We start from the raw sequence: 18475 nt of genomic DNA, 5'->3' as shown, positions 1-18475 counted from the left end.
GGTTGCGCACCTGATGGACGATCTGCTGGCGGATTTCATCGCCGAGACCCGCGAAATGTTGGAGGCTTCCGGCGGCGAGCTCGTCGCCTGGGAGGCGGATCCGGCTGACCGCGCGCGGCTCGATAGCATCTTCCGCTTCGTCCATACCGTGAAGGGCAATTGCGGCTTTTTCGACTTCCCGCGCCTCGCCAGCCTCAGCCATGCGGCCGAAGACGCGCTGGCCGATTGCCGCGCCGGACGGCGCGAGCCGGACCAGCAACTGGTCTCCGCTGTCCTCGCCATCATCGACCGGATCGCCCTGATGATCGACGCGATCGAAGCGGGCGACGAATTTCCCGAAGGCGGAGACGACGCGCTGATCGCTGCGGTCGATGGGTCCCATGAAGCGGCCTCCAGTGCCAGCCCGACAGAGGTCAGGGAGGGGGCCAACCCGCCGCTGCACGCACCGGCTGATGCGCTGCTTGCCACCGCAGAGGAGCAGATCGCGCCCTATCGCCGCGCCGATTCCGCCGCTGCCCAGCGCACCATCCGCTTACCGGTCGATCTGCTCGACCGGGTGATGAGCGGGGTTTCCGACATGGTGCTGGCGCGCAATGATCTGGCGCACCGGCTGCGGCAGGCGGGCAATCAGCCCACCATCGACGGCCCGTTCGAGCGGCTCACCACGATTCTGTCCGATGTGCGCGATGCGATCACCCGGATGCGGATGCAGCGGATCGAGACGCTGTTCGGCGCCTTGCCGCGGCTGGTGCGCGATCTCAGCGCCGAACTCGGCAAGCAGGTCATGGTCGATCTTGATGGCGGTGATGTCGAACTCGACCGCGAGATGATCGAGACGATCCGCGATCCGCTCACCCACCTGATCCGCAACGCCGTCGACCACGGGATCGAGCAGCCCTCTGCCCGCCTTGCCCATGGCAAGCGCGAGATCGGTCTGCTGGCCATCGCCGCGCGGCAATCGGGCAACACCATCAGCATCGCGATCTCCGACGACGGGCGCGGGCTGGACGAGGACCGCATCGCCGCCAAGGCGATCGCCACCGGCCTCATCACCGCGTCCGAGCGGCAGACGATGAGCCGGGACAAGATCCTCAACCTGATCTTCGAGCCCGGCTTCTCCACCGCCGAGACCGTCAGCAATGTCTCGGGCCGCGGCGTGGGCCTCGATGTGGTGCGCCAGAACCTCGAAAAGGTCGGCGGCAGCATCAAGGTCACCAGCGTTCCGGGACAGGGCACGCTGTTCAGCCTGCAAATCCCCCTCACCCTCAGCATCATTGCGGGCCTCACGGTCGAGGTCGGTGGGCATCGCTTCGCCATCCCGCAAAGCTATGTCGAGGAAATCGTCCAGGCCTCGGCCCGCGCGCTCGATTTTACCCGGATGGGCGAAACCGCGCTGGTCACCTTCCGTGGCGACCGGGTGCCCTGCCTGATGCTGGGCGAGGTGCTGGGCCTCAACACGTGCGAGATTACGGCGCGGGAACCGACGCTGGTGATGCTGCGACTCGCCAGCGGCGATCTGTTCGCGCTGGCGGTGGAAGGGATCCACAATCATGGCGATCTGGTGGTCAAGCCGCTTGCGCCTGCGGTGATGCGCTCGGGCCTTTATGCTGGATCGACCCTGCTCGATGATGGCCAGCCGGTGCTGTTGCTCGATGTCGCCAACATCGCCAGCCAGCACAACCTGATGTCCGATACCCGGGTGCGGGCGATAGGGCCGCTGGACGGCGAGACCACTGTCACCACCGAAGTGCCGCGCGCGATGCTGTTTACCGATTTTGCCGGACGCCGCTCTGCCGTTCGCCTCGAACTGGTGCAGCGGATCGAGACGGCGCCGGCCTCGGCCATTGATCGGTCCGCCGCCCGCCCGCGGGTGGTGATCGACGGGTTGATCCTGCCGTTGATCGGCCTACCCGAAGACGCCTTGACCCTGCCGCGTGTGCGCCTGCTGCGCCTGTCGGACGGAGCGTGCGAACTGCTCTATGCGGTGCGCGAAGTCGAAGACGCGGTCGAGCTCAAGGACGCGCTGCACCCGGTGCCAGAAGATCCGCTGGCCGAAGCCATGACGCTGATCGGGGAGCACCCGGTCACGCTGATCGATGCCCACGCGCTGTTTGCGCTGCATGGCGAGCCGCCGCAGGCCGCCGCCCGCCCACGCTGCGTGCTGCCCGAAGGCGAATGGGCGCGCACCATCCTCGCCCCGCTGGTCGCCAGCGCCGGGTACGACATCCTGCCCGAAGGCACCACTGACCCCGCCGCGATCGGGATCGTGTTCGATGATGTATTCGAAGTGGCCGAAGCGCTGGGCTTCGCCCTGCCGACGCGGGTGATTCGCCTGCGCGATCAGCCCGACGCACCGCCGGATTGCGAGACGATCTACCGCTATGACCGCGAAGGCCTGCTCGCGGCGCTGGCCGAAGCCAACCGCGCCGCCCGCGTCGAAGGAGTGGCTGCATGACCGGAGAATTACTCGTCATCGCCCAGATCGCGGGTCGCCGCTGCGCGCTCTCCGCGCTCGACGTGAAATCCGTGATCGAGATCGGCACCATTACCCCGATCCCGCGCGCGCCGGCCTGGATTGCGGGGATTACCGCGCTGCGCAGTCAGGCGCTGACGGTGATCGATTGCCGCCGCGCGCTCGGCTTTGGCGGCGGGGCCGACGACACGGACTGGCCGACCGACCACCGCGCTGCCGTGGTGGCGGATGGGGGCCATTCCTACGCGCTGATGGTCGATTCGATCGAAGACATCACCACGGCCGCAGACGAAGCGGGGCAGGTGCCGGGCGGGTTCGGGCCGGAATGGTCGCGCGTTGCCACCGGGATGATCGAGACCATGGCGGGGCCCGCCTTGATGCTCGATCTGGCCGCCCTGCTGGCCGGTCCTGAAACCGCAAGACACGAAATCGAAGCCGCAGCTTAATCCTATGCTTACCAAGTGCGCCTAGTTTCAGGGTTCAAACCGCAGGAACGCCCATGAAAACATGCCTCATCGTCGATGATTCCCGGGTCATCCGCAAGGTTTCGAGGCATATCCTCGAGACCCTCGGCTTTGCCGTGGAAGAAGCCGAAAACGGCAAGCTGGCCTTGGACGCCTGCGATGCGTCGATGCCCGATGTGGTTCTGCTGGACTGGAACATGCCGGTGATGACGGGGATCGAATTCCTCGTCCACCTGCGCCAGCGTCCCGGCGGTGAGCGGCCCAAGGTGGTGTTCTGCACCACGGAAAACGACGTAGCTCACATCCGCGAGGCCATTCAGGCGGGGGCGGACGAATATGTCATGAAGCCGTTTGATCACGAGACGCTCCAGATCAAGTTGCAGCTTGTCGGGTTTGCGTGAACCGCTCCTCATTCATTCCCCGGACGCCCCCGCCAGCCTCCGCTGACGGGAGCGGTCGCCGCCCCTTCGCCCGCGCCGGTGCAGCCGCCGCGATCCGGGTGATGATCGTCGACGATTCGCTGACAGTCCGCACGATCTTCAAGCGGATGGTGGACAGCGATCCCGCGCTGATGATTGTCGGCACCGCCAGCAGCGCCGAACGCGCCATCGCCCAGCTGGCCGCCGAGCCGGCCGATGTGGTGCTGCTCGATCTCGAAATGCCCGGCATCGGCGGATTGGACGCCCTCCCCGCAATCCTCGCCACGCCCGGCCGCCCGCAGGTGCTGGTCGTATCGTCGCTGACGATGGACGGGGCCGAACACACGCTCGCCGCCTTGCAGATGGGCGCGGCGGACACGCTGCTCAAACCGCGCCCCGGCGGCTTTACGGATGAGTACCGCGCGCAATTGCTTGGCAAGATCCGCGCGCTGGGTAGCCGCCTCGACGATAGTGACCGACTGCCCGCCCGCCTTGCCGAACCGAGCTTCGCACGCCCCGGTTATTCCCGCCGCAGCTTGCGGCCCGAGGCCATCGCGATCGGCGCGTCGACAGGCGGGATCCATGCCCTCGGCCTGATGCTGCGGCAGCTTGGCCCGGATTTCGATCTGCCGATCCTGATCACCCAGCACCTGCCCGCATCATTCATGCCGGTCTTCGCGCGGCAGATTGAGTCTGCATGTGGGCGTGCTGCCGATATTGCCGCTGATGGCCTGATCCTCAACCCAAGGCGGATTCTGATCGCGCCCGGCCATGGCCATATCGTGGTGCGCCGCAAGGGCACCGCCGGTCTCACGGTTCAGGTCAGCACGGCACCTGCGGCCAGCGGCTGTATGCCTTCGGTCGATCCGATGCTGACCAGTCTTGCCGAAGCTTGCGATGGCCGCGCGCTGGGCGTGATCCTGTCGGGCATGGGCCGCGACGGGGCGCTCGGCGCCAAGGACCTCGTCGATGCCGGCGGGATGATTTACGCGCAGGATGCCGATTCGAGCGCGGTATGGGGCATGCCGGGCGCCGTCGCGCGGGCCGGGCTGGCCAGCATGATTGCACCGCCCGACCAGCTTGGCGATGCAGTGATGGCTCAGGCCGCCACACCTGCTTCCTCGGCGCTGCGGTAGGCCGCGCGCGTGATTGAAGTCAGCGAAGCCTCCCATCAGATCATCGCCGATCTGCTCGAAGCACGTACCGGCCAGCACTTGACGGAAAGCCGTCGCTGGCGGGTCAATTCGGCGCTTGCGGGGATTTTCCGTGCGCACGGGATCAACAATGTCGATCAGCTGGTGTGCCTCCTCGCCGCGCCTCCGGGCGGCCCGGAGACCCCCGACCTGTCGCAGGAAGTGGTCGAGGCGCTGCTCAACAACGAGACCTATTTCTTCCGCGACAAGCCGACCTTTGACCAGCTGCCGGGTGAAATCCTTCCCGAGCTCGCCCACCGCCGCCGCGATGTGCGGCGCCTGTCGATCTGGTCGGCGGGCTGTTCGACAGGGCAGGAGGTCTATTCGCTCGCCATGCTGTTCAACGAACAGGCGGAACGGTGGCAGGGCTGGACGATCGATATTCTCGGCACCGACGTCTCGCACCGCGCGATCAACGCGGCGCGCAGCGGGTGCTACAGCCAGTTCGAAGTGCAGCGCGGGCTCGGCGTGACCCAGATGCTGCGCCACTTCGACGAGACCCCGCGCGGGTGGCAGGTGCGCGAGGATGTGCGCGGCAAAGTGCGGTTCCACCAGCACAATATCCTCGGCCCCTTCCCCGGACGGATGCCCTTCGATCTGGTGCTGTGCCGCAACGTGCTGCTCTATTTCGACCGACAGGTCCGCACGCAGGCCTTCGCCCGCCTATCAAGCGCGGTGATGCCAGACGGATTCCTGATGCTCGGCGCGGGCGAGACAGTGGTGGGCCAGACGGACCGCTTCGTTCCCTCCGCCCGGCGCGCGAGCTTTTTCGAGCCCGTCGGCTTGCCCGCGACACTTCAGAAGATCGCGTAACCCCGCGGCCGGCGCGGTCGCGGGCTTTACCCTTCCTTAGCCGCTTCTGTTTAGCATGATCGCATAACAGCACGCCACACGGCGTGCCTATCGGGAAACCTGATCGTGTTGACGGCGAAGCAACCCTTGCATCTGACCTCGGTCGGACTGGTGCTCATTCCTATCGGAGTGGCCAGCGTCATGACCGGCGCACTGGTGCTGGCGGTCAGCTTCAGCGATTACTGGGTCATCGGATCGCATAGCGGCCTGCTGATTGCCGCGATCCTGATCTATACCGCCACGCTGTTCTTCCTTGGCCGCAGCGGCATAGCCGGCGTCCGCGGATTGGAACTGCGCGCCAACACCGACGTGCTAACCGGCCTGCCCAACCGGCATGCGCTGCACGAGGACATTCTCCATATCTCCAACGGGAACGAAGAAGTCGCGCTGGCGATGATCGATCTCGACAGCTTCAAGCAGGTGAACGACCACTATGGCCATGCGGTCGGCGATCAGCTGATCGAGCTGTGCGCGCAGCTGATCCGCGACGTCTGCGGAGAGGAAGCGCGCTGTTACCGGCTTGGCGGAGACGAATTTGCGGCCGTGATGGCGGGCAAGGTCTCGGGCACAATCCTTGAGGGGATGTGCCGCACGCTGCTCGAACGGCTGGGCACGCCGGTCACGCTCGGTCACCGCCAGATCGCGGTCGGCGCAAGCATCGGTCTGACCCGCTCGACCGCCGATCATCGCGTGCCCTCATCCGAAATGCTGCGCCGCGCCGATGTGGCGATGGACATGTCCAAGCGCGGCGGAAAGATGCGCTGCACCTGGTTCAACGAGAGCTTCGACCGCCGCCGCGAACGCCTGCGCGAGATCGAGGACGAGATTCGCAGCGGTATCGCCACGGGCGAATTCAACCTGGCCTATCAGCCGCTGGTCAGTGCCGATGATGCGCGGATCGTCGCGGTCGAGGCGCTGCTGCGCTGGGATCGGGGCAATCGCCCGCCGCTTGGCCCCAATGTCTTCGTGCCGGTGGCCGAGGATTCGGGCCTGATCAACCCGCTCGGCCTGTGGGTGCTGCGTCAGGCGGTGTGCGATGCATTGCGGTGGGGCGACATCACGCTGTCGGTCAATATCTCCGCCGCCCAGCTGCGCAATGCCGAATTCCCGATCAAGCTCGGCGAAGTGCTGGAGGAAACCGGCTTCCCGCCCCACCGGCTCGAACTCGAGGTGACCGAAACCTGCCTGGTGCTCGACCCCGTCGTCGCCGAACGCACGCTTGATGTGATTCGCAGCTTCGGCGTGCGCATCGCACTGGACGATTTCGGCACCGGCTATGCCTCGATTGGCTTCCTGCGGCGCTTCCGCTTCGAAAAGCTGAAGCTTGACCGCAGCCTTGTGGAACTTGCGGGCGTCGATGAAGGCAGCCGCGCGATGATGCTGTCGAGCATTGCTCTGGCCCGCGCGCTCAACATGGGCGTCACGGCCGAAGGCGTCGAGACCGAAGAGCAGGCCGAACTGGTGCGCCTTGCCGGGTGCGACCAGATTCAGGGCTGGCTGTACTACCGCGCCCTGCCCGCCGCCGAAATCGACCGGCTGATGGCTGAACAGAACCGCGCCGACACACAGGTCACCGGGCCGGACAAGAAGGACGAACACGCGGCATGAGCGCGCTCCAGGATATTGCCCTCAACCTTGATGCCGAACAGGCCGCGCACGAGCACAGCGCGCCCGCGAGCCGGGTGGGCCGCGCGCAGCGCTGGTTCGCCACGCTTTCGATCGGCAGCAAGATCACCCTGTTCTTCAGCTGCAACCTCGCTTTCGCGCTGCTGGCCGGGCTGTTCGTTGTCGGCGGCTATGTTGAACTCGGTCAACGCGGGGAGCGGATTCGCACCACCCACGAAGCCGCGCTCAAGGCCGAACGGCTGCTGGTCCAGCTGACCGAAGGGCAGCGCCATGCCGAATTGCTGGTCGCCGATGGCGACGCGGCGCGCGCCCGCGCCGCACGCGAAGCCTTTGAACAGGCGGCGGCGAGCGTTGCGGCGCTGGCCGAACGAGCCGATGCAGCCGGGATCGACGCGCAGGACCGGCTCGCTCTGATCCGCGAAGGGGTGGCCGATCTGGGCGGTCAGGTCGCCGCCTTTGATGGTGACGCCGCCGATGCCACCACCCGCCGGAGCCAGGCCGCCGCGATTGCCGCCACCAGCAGCACCGTGCTCGAAGCGGCGCGCGCGATGACCGTGACGCTCGGCGACGAGGCCAACTCCATGGCTGATAACGGCGCGGCGCTGATTTCGCGCCTCTTGGTGATGTGGATTGCGCTCGCCACCATCCTCACGCTTATCACGCTGTTCGCCCAGCGCTATTTCAACCGCACCGTGGGCGCGACGCTGAATGCGATCGCCCAGCAGATGAGCCGCATCGCCGCCGGCGAGCGCGATGTCGCGATCAGCGGCAAAGACCGGCAGGATGAAATCGGCGAGATGGCGCGCGCCACCGAAGTGTTCCACCGCGCCGGAATCAGGCTCGAACGCCTGAGCCGCGAGCGCGCCGAGCGCGCCAAGGCCGAGCTTGACGAACAGGCCCGTCAGCAAGTGCTGCGTGAAGAAGCGCGGCTTGAGCGGGAACGGGTGCTGCAAGGCATCGCCGACCAGTTCGAACGCACGGTGGGCGAAGTCGTCACAGGAGTCGTCACCGCTTCCAGCCAATTGCAAGCGACCGCCACCCTGATGGCGACAACCGCTGAAGACGCCAGCGCCCGAACCGGCGAGGCATCCTCCGCCATGCAGGAGGCCAATCTCGGCGCAACGGCAGCCGCCGCCGCCAGCGATGAATTCGCCATGTCGATCGGGGAGATCAGCCGTCAGGCCGCCTCGTCTGCCGAGCTTGCCCGCGAGGCGAGCATTTCCGCGCGGCGGGCAGACAGCACCATCAGTGCCCTTTCGGCGTCCGCGCAGGAGGTCGGCCAGATTGTCGAACTGATCCAGACCATCGCCCAGCGCACCAATCTGCTCGCCCTCAATGCCAGCATCGAGGCGGCACGCGGCGGCGAGGCGGGCCGGGGGTTCGCGGTGGTGGCAAGCGAGGTCAAGGAACTCGCCAACCAGACCAGCCGCGCCACCGAAAAAGTGGCCGATCAAATCCGCGCGATGCAATCCACGACCGGCGCCAGCGTCAGTGCGCTGCGCGACATCGCGGCCCAGATCGAAAGTCTCGAAACCACGGCAGTGTCCATCGCCAGCGCGGTCGATCAACAATCGGTTGCCGGCCATGATCTGGCCCGCAGCATCGATCTTGCCGCGCGCGGGACCGAGAAGGTTGCCGGCCACGTCGAAAACGTTCGTGCCCTGTCGCTTTCAACCGGGGCTGCGGCGAGCCAGGTGCTTTCCAGCGCCACCAGCCTCGAATCGCAGGCCGCGACCCTGCGAACGCAGGTCCAGAGCTTCCTGTCGCGGGTTCGCGCAGGCTAATCGCCAATAAATCCACGTGACTCAAGCATTTGGAAAGGATTTTCCTTCACAATTGCTTGAAAGAGGACCCTGGGGAATTGCGGCATGAACATGATGAGCTTGCAGGAGCGACGCGAGGAACAGGCTGTTCCCGACTTCGTGCGCCAGATGATAATGGAAGAGAACTTCGACCCTAGCGATGTGGCTGGGACCGCACCTCCCGCCGCGCCACGCGCGACGCTGCTGGAGCGGATCGACTGGTTCCGCGACCTCTCGCTCTCGGGCAAGATCAACGCGATCTTCGGCACCTTTCTTGCCACCGGCGTGCTCATGGTGCTGGTGCTGGGCGCCGGCCTCGGTGAACTCTGGAACCGCTACAACGCTTCAGCGCGGGTGCAGGAAACGCTGGTCGCCGCCGGGCAGCTGCAATCGACCGCGGGCGAACTGCGCTATCATTCGGTGCGAGTGCTGTATGACCGCAATCCCGAACTTCGCGAACAGCAGCGCAAAGGCGAAAGCGCGCTGTTGTCGCAAGTGACCGCGATCGAGGCTGCGCTGGCGAAGGATGCTCCCGAACTCGCTCCGCGCGTGGTGACCCTGCGCGAAGAACTCAGCCAGTTCGAAAGCACCTTCGACAGCGCCAGTGAAGCCGTGCGCGGCGGGGCCGATACCAACGCCGCGGCCGAGAAGGTCTCGGCCCAGGGCAGCGCATTGATGGGTGCCAGCGCGCAGCTTTCCGCCGAACTGTCAGCCCGCAGTGAGACACAGGAAGCCACCGGCATCGGCTATTTCTTCAACATGATCCTGATTCTCGCCGCGTTGGCCTTTGTCGGCGGCGCGGTGCTGCTGCTGGGACTGGCCTATCTGTCGCGCGATTTCTCACGCAAGATCGTCGAGATCACCGACGCCATGACCCGGCTGGCCGATGGTGACCGCAACTTCGCCATCGAAGGCGAGGATCGCAAGGACGAGATCGGCGCAATGGTCCGCGCGCTCGAGCTGTTCAAACGCGCGAGCAAGCGGCTGGAAACCTGGGCGCGCGAACGCTCGGAGAAGGCCGAGCAGGAATTGCAGCTGCAACAGGATCGCGAGCGCGAGCGGCTTGAAGGCGAAGCGCGCAAGGCTGCGCTGCTTGATGAAGTCGCGCGTCAGTTCGAACGCACCGTCGGCGAAGTCGTGAATGGAGTCGCCGCCGCTTCGAGCCAGCTCCACACCACAGCGACCCGCATGGCATCCAGCGCCGAGGAAGCCAGCCGCCGCACCGGTGAGGTCGCCCTGTCGATGGAAGAAGCCAACGCCGGCGCCACAGCGGCTGCGGCTGCGAGCGATGAATTTGCGCTGTCGATCAGCGAGATCAGCCGTCAGGCGGCGTCTTCGAGCGAACTCGCACGGCTTGCCACGGTGGCCACCGGCGAAGCGGATGAGACCATCTCGGCCCTGGCTGCCTCCGCAGACGAAGTCGGCCAGATCGTCGAACTGATTCAGACCATCGCTCAGCGCACGAATTTGCTCGCCCTCAACGCCTCGATCGAAGCGGCGCGCGGCGGCGAGGCAGGGCGCGGCTTTGCCGTGGTCGCCAGCGAGGTCAAGGAACTCGCGATGCAGACCAGCCGCGCGACCGAGAAGGTCGCCGACCAGATCCGCGCCATGCAATCCACGACCGGTGCCAGCGTCAAGGCGCTGCGGGCAATCGCCGGACAGGTGAAGGAACTGGAGTCCACCGCCGTCTCGATCGCAACAGCGGTCGATCAGCAATCCGTCGCCGGGCGCGATCTGGCGCAGAGCATTGATCTGGCCGCACGCGGAACCGAGAAGGTTTCCGGCCATATCGAGGATGTTCGTCAGCTGTCGCTCTCGACCGGCGCCGCCGCCTCTCAGGTCCTGCTGAGCGCGAACGAGCTGGAGGCGCAGGCTTCGCACCTGGGCGAACAGGTTCGCGGGTTCTTGCGAACGGTGCGGATGGGATGATCCCCCTGTCGCGGCGGACCATGCCGCGGCCGTCACGGCTAATCGAACCGGCGTCGCAGGGCATCTGGGAGCAAAGCCAAGCCTGATCAGTATGTCGCAGGCGGGTTGCGCCAAAGGCGCCCTGCTTGGCGGCCTTGTGGGACCGAGCCGCGCGTGCAATAGGCGCCGCCCCTTCGGTCATGCGCAATTGGAAAGGCTCGGCCCCGTGACAGGAATTGCGCCGACAGCGCTCGGCCTCGACTTCGGCACAACGAATACCGTTGTTGCGCTCAGCGGCGGCGGAGACACGTCTCAGCTGATTGCCTTTGATGGTGAGGAGGCGACAGGCGAGATTTTTCGGTCGGCGCTATGTTTCTGGGAAGAAGGCAGTGGACCGAACGACATTGCCAGCGAGGCCGGTCCGTGGGCCATCGCCGAGTATCTTCAGTCGCCGCTCGACAGCCGCTTCGTGCAATCGTTCAAGACTGTTGCCGCCAGTGCGATCTTCGAACGGGCGCAAATCTTCGGACGGTCGTTCCGGTTCGAAGATTTCGGACAGCTGTTTCTGCAAAAGCTCCGCGATCATGCGGGCGGCCAGCTTGCAAGCTTGCCGCCGCGCATCGTTGTCGGCCGGCCGGTCGAATATGCCGGCGCGCGTCCTGATCCCGCCTTGGCGCGACAACGCTACGATCTGATGTTCGCGCAATGGGGTTCGCAGCTCCATTATGTGTACGAGCCGCTGGGTGCCGCCTTCAGCTTCGCCTCACGGCTTGATCGGCCGGCGACCTTGCTGGTCGCTGATTTCGGGGGCGGCACGACCGACTTTTCCGTGGTTCGCGTGGCAGAGCCCGGCAGCCGCCGCCGGTGCCAGCCCTTGGCCTCGTCCGGCGTCGGCATCGCGGGTGATCTGTTCGACAAGCGGATCGTCGACCATCTCGTCCTGCCGCTGCTCGGCAAGCGCGGGCTGTATCGGTCCTTCGACAAGATCCTCGAAATACCCGGTGGCTATTTCAACGACTTTGCCGATTGGTCCCGGCTGGCGCTGATGCGCAACAAGCGCACGCTGGAGGAGCTTCGCAAGCTGCAACGCAACGCGGTCGACCCTGCGCCGATCGGACGCATGATCGCTCTGATTGAGCATGAACAAGGCTTTCCGCTCTACGAAGCTGTTGGCCGGACAAAGCGCGCGCTATCGAGCGGTGACGAAGCGCAGTTCGTGTTTTCTGGCGGCGGCGTTGCCATCAATGCGGTCGTCAGCCGCCGAGAGTTCGAACAGTGGATCGCCGAGGATCTGCGCCGGATCGAGGCCGCCATGGATGCCGCACTGGCGCAAGCCGGACTGGAGCCTGCCGCCATCGACCGCGTTTTCCTCACTGGCGGATCGTCCCTTATCCCGGCGATCCGTGCCTTGTTCGAACGGCGATTCAGGCCTGAGCAAATTGCAACCGGCGGGGAGCTGACGTCGATTGCGCATGGTCTTGCGCTGATTGGCAATGATCCCAATCCGGCTGAATGGAGCGTGTGACGATTTTGCTCTCAGAGGTCGTCGGGATGAGCAATCGGCGGGGTCTTGCAGAGGATGTCGTGCAATACTCATCAGTGAAAGACGCATAAGGTCGGCACCCGACACTGGCCTGCATATTGAGACCCCAATGACTGAAATCTATTTGATCCGGCACGGAGAAACGGAATGGAATGTTCAGGGCCGTTTTCAGGGAAAGCTGGATTCAGCCCTTACTGACACTGGCGTCAGGCAAGCCGAGGCTATCGGCAGACGCCTCGCTGGATTGGACCTCTCAATCGATGCGTTCGTCTCTAGCCCGCTGAGAAGAACGCGTCAGACAGCAGCAATCATTGCTGGCAGCGCGAATCTTCCTGCCGTTCAGTGTGATGATCGTCTGGCCGAGGTGTCTTTGGGTTCATGGGATGGTTTGACCCACATCGATATCGACGCACAATGGCCGGGGTTGCTGGATGGCTCGACACCCTTCGATTGGTTTTTCAGGTCGCCTGACGGAGAGAGCTACGACGCCGCTTTCCTGAGAATTGAAAGCTGGTTGCGCGAACGGCAGGGTGTGACGGTCGCCGTATCTCACGGGCTGGTTAGCCGGATCATCAGAGCCGCATATAGCGGGCTGTCCAAAGCAGAAGCATTGAGCCTGCCCGTGCCCCAGGACGTTATCTGGAGACTTTCCAACGGTCGGATTGAGCCACTATCCGTCAGCTAAGCATCGGCGCAATTGGGCAAACAGGCTCTATCCCATTAGCCCTTGCACTCGCCTGTGCGCTCGCTGGTCAGACGCATTTCCATATTGGCCTTGCCGCCGGGCAACTTGTCGTCGGTGATCTCGCCCGCCAAGACCATTGTCACCTTGTCGGCGCTGTAGGTTCCGGTCATTGCCATTGTCGGCGCGCCGAAACCGCCGCCCGTGCCCTTGCACACCATCGTGCCCGACATGGTGCCGCCACCCTGCTGGAAATTGTCCATCGTGCAATCACCCTGCTGCATCGCGTTTGACATCGAGCGCACCCCGGCCTTGGCCTCGGCCTCGCTCATGCACGCCTCGGTGGTCTGGCTTTGGCCGAGCATGGCCTTGGCTCGCTCTGCGACTTCGGGGGGCGCGCCGGGGATCTCGAACTTGCTCATGGCCATCGTACTTTTCCAGTTGCCCGGATTAAGCTCTCCGTCGGCCTGCCCGCAGGCACTCAGAAGGGCGATCAGGGGCAAGGCAGCAAGCGATTGTTTCATAGCGGTTTCCTCCTTGAATTGAGCGGGCTTCAGTCGAGGCAGCCGCAGGGGATGTATCCGGGGGTGAAATTCACCGAGAGCCCGCCGGGCGCATAGGTGCCGCCGCCGGCATAGGATTCGGTCACGGTGTGACGGTGTGCCGCGCAATATTTCGCGCCGCGGGACATGATCGTCACGTCGGTCGCGCGTTCGATCGGCACGCTCGTCAGTTCATTGACGGTGATTTTCCATTCGCGCCCCACCGCGACCGCTTTGACCGGGGTTAGATCGGCCCAGTCCCAATAGCGCTTGGCTTCGCTCAGCGCGCGCGCCTCGGTCGCGGCGGTTCCGGCCCCGCCGCGCCCCGGACCGCAGACGGCGGTGTTGCCCGCCTTGAAGATGCCGGGCGGGACGCGCAACGTGAAGCTACCTTTGGCAACGACATCCGCCTTCAGCTTGGTCTGCGCCTCGGTATTTGTCTGGGGGATCACCTCCATGGTCACCGTGTGCGTTCCCGGATTCAGCACGCCGGCCATGGTCGCGCGCGAGAGCATTTCGAGAAAGGCGTCGGTCCCCGGGGTCAGCTGTGCGTTGCCGGGATTGACGAACTGTCCACGCCAGGTGGTCCAGGTCTCGTGATCCTTGCGATTACCCCAGGGGAAGATGTCGGTGTCGAAGGTCTGCCCGCCCACCGTGAAGCGGGCGATGTAGTGGACGCCGTCGGCATAGACATCGCGCGCGCCCATGCTGTTGGCGGCGGCGATGGCGTTGACGGCGGATGTCTCGGTGAAGACGCGGAAGTACATTGGCTCGCCCAGCGTGAAATCGCTGGCGATATCGCCCTCGGTGATTGCGCCGATGCCAAGATCGCGGCGGGTGAACACGATCTCGCTCTGATGGGCAGCGTGGACGGCATTGTGGACGCCCTGATCGGGAATGGTGCCGCTGCTTTGCGAGGACGACGCCTGCGCCGGACCAATGGCGGGCTGCGGGAGCGGGCGGCGCGTGGGCCTTTCCCGCGCGGGGGCGGCGGGCTTGCCGATCACGTCACGCAACCGCTTGAACGGATCCTGCCCAGCGGCTTGCGTCCCGGCCAGCGCCGTGCACCCCAATGATAAAGCTGCGATCCAGACCGTGCGCATGATGCCCTCCCCGTGTGGCTTTGACGCGCCCATGATGCGGCGATGACGGCGGGCGGGCGATCCCCTCATCTGGCGGGGATGAGATTGCGGCCGGGCAAGGCGATAGTGCCACCGGAGAGTGGACAAGGCCCGGACCTCAGGGCACCACGAGCAACACCATGGCGCAAGGCACCCAGCATCCCGCCCCCGAGGCACCGCCGCGTCCGGCCCGCGTCATCATCGTCGAGGATGACGAGCGGCTGCGGAGCTATGCCAAAGGGGCGCTGGCGGCGGCCCCGGATATCGCGGTGGTGGGCGATGCGGGCACGCTGGCCGATGGCTTGCTGCTGGTCGATCTGATGCCCGATCTGGCGCTGCTTGACCTGGGCCTGCCCGATGGCAACGGAATCGCTGTGATCGAGGCCATCCGCACCACGGTGCCGGCCTGCCGCGTGCTGGTCTTTACCGTGTTCGAGGACCGGGCAAGTGTGCTCGGCACGTTGAAGGCCGGCGCGGATGGCTACATCCTCAAGGATACCAGCGCCGATATGGTGCTGGCCCATGTCCGGGCGACGCTGGCGGGCGAGACCCCGATCAGCGCGCGCGCCGCAAGCCATTTGCTGAGCCTTGTGCGCGATGAACCCGCCGCGGACACTGCCGGACCGGATGCACCGCACCTGTCCCCGCGGGAACGCGAGCTGCTGGAATATCTCGCGCGCGGGTTGAGCCGCAAGGAAGCGGCGCGGGTCATGAACCTTTCGCCCTATACGGTCGCCGAATATGTGCAGGGCATCTACCGCAAGCTGCATGTCAGATCGCGCGGCGAGGCGGTGTTCGAAGCGATCCAAGCCAAATTGATCCGCTTCGACCGCGAATAGGCGCGGCCGCGCCACCCCCTCAGATGGAGGGAATGCGCCGCTCTCGGCCCAAAGAGTAAGTCTGCCCGGGTCACTATCTGACAGGGGGACGTCGTATGAATGCCATTGCCCGGCCGTGGATTGGCCTCGTCTTCAAATGCTGCGCGGCGCTCGCGCTGATTGTCGCCTTCGTGTTCTTCATGCGGATGCAGGAGGACCAGTCCTTCATCGACCGCTACCGCGCTGACGGCACGGTGTCGCGCGCGGTGGTGATCGGGATGGAGCGAGATACGCTGACCACCACCACCCGCAAGGGCCGCTCGCGCCGCACCGACATCCAGATGCTGACAGTGCGGTTCAACCCCAAGTCCGGTATGAAATATGCCGATTACACCGGACAGGCCGACATTCCCTCGGCCCCGCCACCGACCGGTAATCCCATGGCGGATTCGGAGTTCAGCGAGGTGATCTGGGTATCCAATGCCGCATTCGAAGCGACCAAGGTGGGGGACAGCTTTGTGGTGGTGGACACGCCGTACAGCGGCGACGGGCCCGAACTGTTTGATGACATCCGCGATTTCGACCCTGCCAGCTATTACCCTGGCATGGCCCTGTCGCTGGTGGCGATGCTGGTATTGGCCGCGGTGGGCTGGCGGATCAGCCGCGACTCAGCCATGCGCGGGGTGGCGGAGGTGTTGCCCCTCCCCCTGCCTGGCGCTGGAAGATGAAGGGCGGGAACTTCACGCTTCCGGCGCGCAGCCGGGACAGGCCGGGCGAGTTGACGCTGATGATCGGTCTGGCGCTGTTCCTGATCGCGCCTTTTGTGCTGGTGATCATCCACACCGAAGCCGACGAGCTCGCCCTGCTCAAAGCCAATGGCGTGGTCGCCGAAGGGGAGATCATATCTCACGACAGCCGCGAAAACAGCAGCACCAGCCGCAAGGGTCGGGACCGATCGACCACCTCCTACCTCCTCGAAGTGCGTTTTGATGTCATGGCACGCACGCCCTATGCCGATTGGGCCACGGAGGCGGAACTGGCCCGTTCGCGCTTTCCCGCGCTGTCGACGACGACCTTTGAGGTCTCTCAGCCCGAACAGGCGGCGAGCCCGGTCGGTTCTCGCCAGACGGTCACCTTCCTGCCGCGCGATCCGAGCACAATGAAGCTGGTCTCGACCGTCGAGGCGCAGACTTCGGCGATCTATTTCGCTCAGTATTATGCCGCGATGGCGGCGATGATGCTGGCTGGCGCTTGGCTGATGCGGCGCGGCTGGCGGCAACGCAGGGAGGGCCGTGGTTAGCGCCTTGCCCCATGCCCTTCTCTGCATCGCGCTTGCGCGCTGCAACCCGCTTCGCCGACGGGAACTGCCGGTAGCGCCAGCGCTGGGCGTGGGCGGGCCGGGTGTTTGAAATGGTCGGCGCGGATGAAACGCCGATCTGTTACGGAATACCCGTGCATCAATGGCTCCAGACCTGCTGGACCATACAGGCTTAGCACAAAAAATCGCGTCGCAGGTGCCGGGGGGCAAGGACTGGTACAGAAGGGCGCAGGATAATCGGGGGGAAGTGGCGGGTGGCAATCTGGCTGAACCGGTTGAAGGCGGGCTTGGCGCTGCTGGCGGTGCTCGCCGCGTTCTGGGGCGCGCTTTACTGGGGTGAGAGCGCCGTGCGGCCAGCGGGCATGGCCCCGCCGCCCAGCCTCGCCTTCGTGCCTGTCGATGCCGCGGGCGCGCCCCTTCCGGGCGCAAAGCCGCGCCGGGCCGACTATCAGGAAAATCCCATCTACCGCGCGCTGGTGGATGAAGGCGGGCCGCGAGTGGAGTTCTTGATCCCCTTCGAAGCGCGCCACAATGTCGAGGATCTGGCCTTCTATCTGGGGGCGACGCCGGGTCTTCAGCAAATCACGCTCAACGGCACGGTCATTCAGCCGAACATCCCGCTCGATACGCTGCGCGGCGCATCGGACGGGACCGCGCTCTATTATGTCATGCCGCCCGCACTGCTGCGCGACGGCGATAATCTGATCGAGGTGCTGGTTGAAACTCAAAGCAGCGTGCTTGCCCTTGCGCCGTTCCACATCGGGCCCGCGGGTGAGGCAGCCCGCGCCGCCGCCGCGGTGGATCTGATCACCGACATCATCCCGATCATCGCCATTTCGGTGCTCGCATTTGCGACCCTGCTGTGCCTTGTCATCAACTGGCCCTCTGAAGACCGTGCGCGCATCCGCAGCCTCATGCTGTTGATGGGCGTGTGGGGCTTGCGCACCTATGTCATCTCGTTTCAGACACCTGTCGAAGTGCCGTTCCTGATAACGGCTTTCCTCTACTATCTGCTCGATTTTTCGATCATCATCGCCTTTGCGCGCCATCTGCTGGCGGGCGAAACCGGCACAGAGCGCTGGCAGCACTGGCTCGGCTGGCTGTGGGCAGCACTGCTGCTCTATCTGGTGGTCGTGACCGGGGCGGGCTTTGTGGTGGGGCCCGCGATCATGCCATGGTTCGAATATCTGGCGATGGGCAATGCCGCGATGCTCCTGGTGCTCGCGCTCGGCGGGATGGCGGTGCTCGCGTGGGGCGTGGCTGTGCGACGCGACGGGCGCTGGCTGGAGCGGATCGCCCTGATGTTCTGCCTGCTGGCCCTGTCGGTCGATGCGGCCGACACGGTGTTCGACCTTGCCCTGCCCTTCGCGCAAAATCTCGCGCTCACCTTCTACGCTTCCGCGCCTGCAGGACTGCTGCTTGGACTCGGGGTGGTCGCGTCAATCGCGCGCGAGGCGAGCGAGGCGCGACGCACCGTTGTCCGCTCAAATGAGATCCTCGCTGCCCAGCTGACCGAACAGACCGCCAAGCTTGAACGCAGCTATGATGCGCAAAAGCAGATGCTTCAACGCGAGGTCATGTTGGTCGAGCGCCAGCGCATCGTGCGCGATATGCATGATGGGATCGGGGGGCAGTTGCTCGGGCTGATGATGCAGGTCAGGAGCGGCGGGGCCAGCGCAGTTGAGGTCGAGCAGGGCTTGCAGACCAGCATCGC

16 protein-coding genes (1 of these 16 only partly in view) are annotated in these 18475 nt (G+C 65.2%); 14 read left to right on the top strand and 2 right to left on the bottom strand.

The window, feature by feature from the left end:
- The first annotated feature begins 13 nt into the window (after positions 1-13).
- The 10 genes from ACLBKT_RS00910 (at position 14) to ACLBKT_RS00865 (ending at position 12965) form a co-directional block, all read left to right on the top strand.
- Positions 14-2455 carry a chemotaxis protein CheA gene (locus ACLBKT_RS00910; protein ID WP_410181110.1) on the top strand — a complete coding sequence of 814 codons (2442 nt, stop codon included), beginning with the start codon at positions 14-16 and terminating at the stop codon, positions 2453-2455.
- On the top strand, positions 2452-2919 hold the full coding sequence (locus ACLBKT_RS00905) for a chemotaxis protein CheW (RefSeq protein ID WP_410181109.1): 468 nt from the start codon (positions 2452-2454) through the stop codon (positions 2917-2919). The genes ACLBKT_RS00910 and ACLBKT_RS00905 overlap by 4 nt, the downstream gene beginning before the upstream one ends.
- 53 nt (positions 2920-2972) lie before the next feature.
- The gene (locus ACLBKT_RS00900) at positions 2973-3338 is read left to right on the top strand and encodes a PleD family two-component system response regulator (protein ID WP_166546160.1); all 366 of its coding nucleotides are present in this window, start codon (positions 2973-2975) and stop codon (positions 3336-3338) included.
- Entirely contained in the window at positions 3335-4492 is a 1158-nt protein-coding gene (gene cheB / locus ACLBKT_RS00895; protein ID WP_410181108.1) for a chemotaxis-specific protein-glutamate methyltransferase CheB, read from the top strand. Before ACLBKT_RS00900 ends, cheB begins: the two co-directional genes overlap by 4 nt.
- A gap of 9 nt (positions 4493-4501) precedes the next feature.
- Positions 4502-5362, top strand: coding sequence for a CheR family methyltransferase (locus ACLBKT_RS00890; protein ID WP_410181107.1), 861 nt, complete (start codon positions 4502-4504; stop codon positions 5360-5362).
- Between the two features lie 105 nt (positions 5363-5467).
- A complete protein-coding gene (locus ACLBKT_RS00885; RefSeq protein ID WP_410181106.1) occupies positions 5468-7009 on the top strand; it encodes a putative bifunctional diguanylate cyclase/phosphodiesterase in 1542 nt (513 codons plus the stop codon).
- Positions 7006-8811: a methyl-accepting chemotaxis protein gene (locus ACLBKT_RS00880; RefSeq protein WP_410181105.1), complete on the top strand. Its 1806-nt coding sequence runs from the start codon at positions 7006-7008 to the stop codon at positions 8809-8811. Before ACLBKT_RS00885 ends, ACLBKT_RS00880 begins: the two co-directional genes overlap by 4 nt.
- A gap of 84 nt (positions 8812-8895) precedes the next feature.
- Positions 8896-10758, top strand: coding sequence for a methyl-accepting chemotaxis protein (locus ACLBKT_RS00875; RefSeq protein ID WP_410181104.1), 1863 nt, complete (start codon positions 8896-8898; stop codon positions 10756-10758).
- Positions 10759-10963: 205 nt separating this feature from the next.
- Positions 10964-12262 (top strand): Hsp70 family protein, encoded by a 1299-nt coding sequence (locus ACLBKT_RS00870; RefSeq protein WP_410181103.1) that lies wholly within the window; start codon positions 10964-10966, stop codon positions 12260-12262.
- A gap of 127 nt (positions 12263-12389) precedes the next feature.
- A complete protein-coding gene (locus ACLBKT_RS00865; protein WP_410181102.1) occupies positions 12390-12965 on the top strand; it encodes a histidine phosphatase family protein in 576 nt (191 codons plus the stop codon).
- 35 nt (positions 12966-13000) lie between these two features.
- Here the strand turns inward: ACLBKT_RS00865 and ACLBKT_RS00860 are convergent, their stop codons facing one another.
- Both ACLBKT_RS00860 and ACLBKT_RS00855 read right to left on the bottom strand, forming a co-directional pair.
- Positions 13001-13486, bottom strand: coding sequence for a DUF3617 domain-containing protein (locus ACLBKT_RS00860; RefSeq protein WP_410181101.1), 486 nt, complete (start codon positions 13484-13486; stop codon positions 13001-13003).
- Between the two features lie 29 nt (positions 13487-13515).
- Positions 13516-14607: a hypothetical protein gene (locus ACLBKT_RS00855; protein ID WP_410181100.1), complete on the bottom strand. Its 1092-nt coding sequence runs from the start codon at positions 14605-14607 to the stop codon at positions 13516-13518.
- Between the two features lie 158 nt (positions 14608-14765).
- Between ACLBKT_RS00855 and ACLBKT_RS00850 the strand changes: the two genes are divergently transcribed.
- From ACLBKT_RS00850 to ACLBKT_RS00835, 4 genes are all read left to right on the top strand, one after another.
- On the top strand, positions 14766-15464 hold the full coding sequence (locus tag ACLBKT_RS00850) for a response regulator (RefSeq protein ID WP_410181099.1): 699 nt from the start codon (positions 14766-14768) through the stop codon (positions 15462-15464).
- A 95-nt stretch (positions 15465-15559) separates the two neighbouring features.
- On the top strand, positions 15560-16171 hold the full coding sequence (locus ACLBKT_RS00845; protein ID WP_410181098.1) for a hypothetical protein: 612 nt from the start codon (positions 15560-15562) through the stop codon (positions 16169-16171).
- Positions 16168-16743, top strand: coding sequence for a DUF3592 domain-containing protein (locus ACLBKT_RS00840; RefSeq protein WP_410181097.1), 576 nt, complete (start codon positions 16168-16170; stop codon positions 16741-16743). The genes ACLBKT_RS00845 and ACLBKT_RS00840 overlap by 4 nt, the downstream gene beginning before the upstream one ends.
- 272 nt (positions 16744-17015) lie before the next feature.
- On the top strand, positions 17016-18475 hold the 5' portion of the coding sequence (locus ACLBKT_RS00835; protein WP_410181096.1) for a sensor histidine kinase. Its footprint extends 451 nt past the window's final position; the window shows 1460 of its 1911 coding nt (coding positions 1-1460); it begins with the start codon at positions 17016-17018; its stop codon lies beyond the right edge, outside the window.

The organism is Erythrobacter sp. W302b (assembly GCF_046452395.1).
GTDB lineage: Bacteria > Pseudomonadota > Alphaproteobacteria > Sphingomonadales > Sphingomonadaceae > Erythrobacter.
Note: the sequence above shows the minus strand (reverse complement) of the source record. Positions and strands in the feature narration are given on the sequence as shown.

Excerpts from the sequence above, each read along its gene's own strand:
- ACLBKT_RS00910 (WP_410181110.1), top strand. The coding sequence starts at position 14 with ATGGACGATCTGCTGGCGGATTTCATCGCCGAGACCCGCGAAATGTTG.
- ACLBKT_RS00905 (WP_410181109.1), top strand. The coding sequence starts at position 2,452 with ATGACCGGAGAATTACTCGTCATCGCCCAGATCGCGGGTCGCCGCTGC.
- ACLBKT_RS00900 (WP_166546160.1), top strand. The coding sequence starts at position 2,973 with ATGAAAACATGCCTCATCGTCGATGATTCCCGGGTCATCCGCAAGGTT.
- ACLBKT_RS00880 (WP_410181105.1), top strand. The coding sequence starts at position 7,006 with ATGAGCGCGCTCCAGGATATTGCCCTCAACCTTGATGCCGAACAGGCC.
- ACLBKT_RS00875 (WP_410181104.1), top strand. The coding sequence starts at position 8,896 with ATGAACATGATGAGCTTGCAGGAGCGACGCGAGGAACAGGCTGTTCCC.
- ACLBKT_RS00865 (WP_410181102.1), top strand. The coding sequence starts at position 12,390 with ATGACTGAAATCTATTTGATCCGGCACGGAGAAACGGAATGGAATGTT.
- ACLBKT_RS00860 (WP_410181101.1), bottom strand. The coding sequence starts at position 13,486 with ATGAAACAATCGCTTGCTGCCTTGCCCCTGATCGCCCTTCTGAGTGCC.
- ACLBKT_RS00855 (WP_410181100.1), bottom strand. The coding sequence starts at position 14,607 with ATGCGCACGGTCTGGATCGCAGCTTTATCATTGGGGTGCACGGCGCTG.
- ACLBKT_RS00850 (WP_410181099.1), top strand. The coding sequence starts at position 14,766 with ATGGCGCAAGGCACCCAGCATCCCGCCCCCGAGGCACCGCCGCGTCCG.
- ACLBKT_RS00845 (WP_410181098.1), top strand. The coding sequence starts at position 15,560 with ATGAATGCCATTGCCCGGCCGTGGATTGGCCTCGTCTTCAAATGCTGC.
- ACLBKT_RS00840 (WP_410181097.1), top strand. The coding sequence starts at position 16,168 with ATGAAGGGCGGGAACTTCACGCTTCCGGCGCGCAGCCGGGACAGGCCG.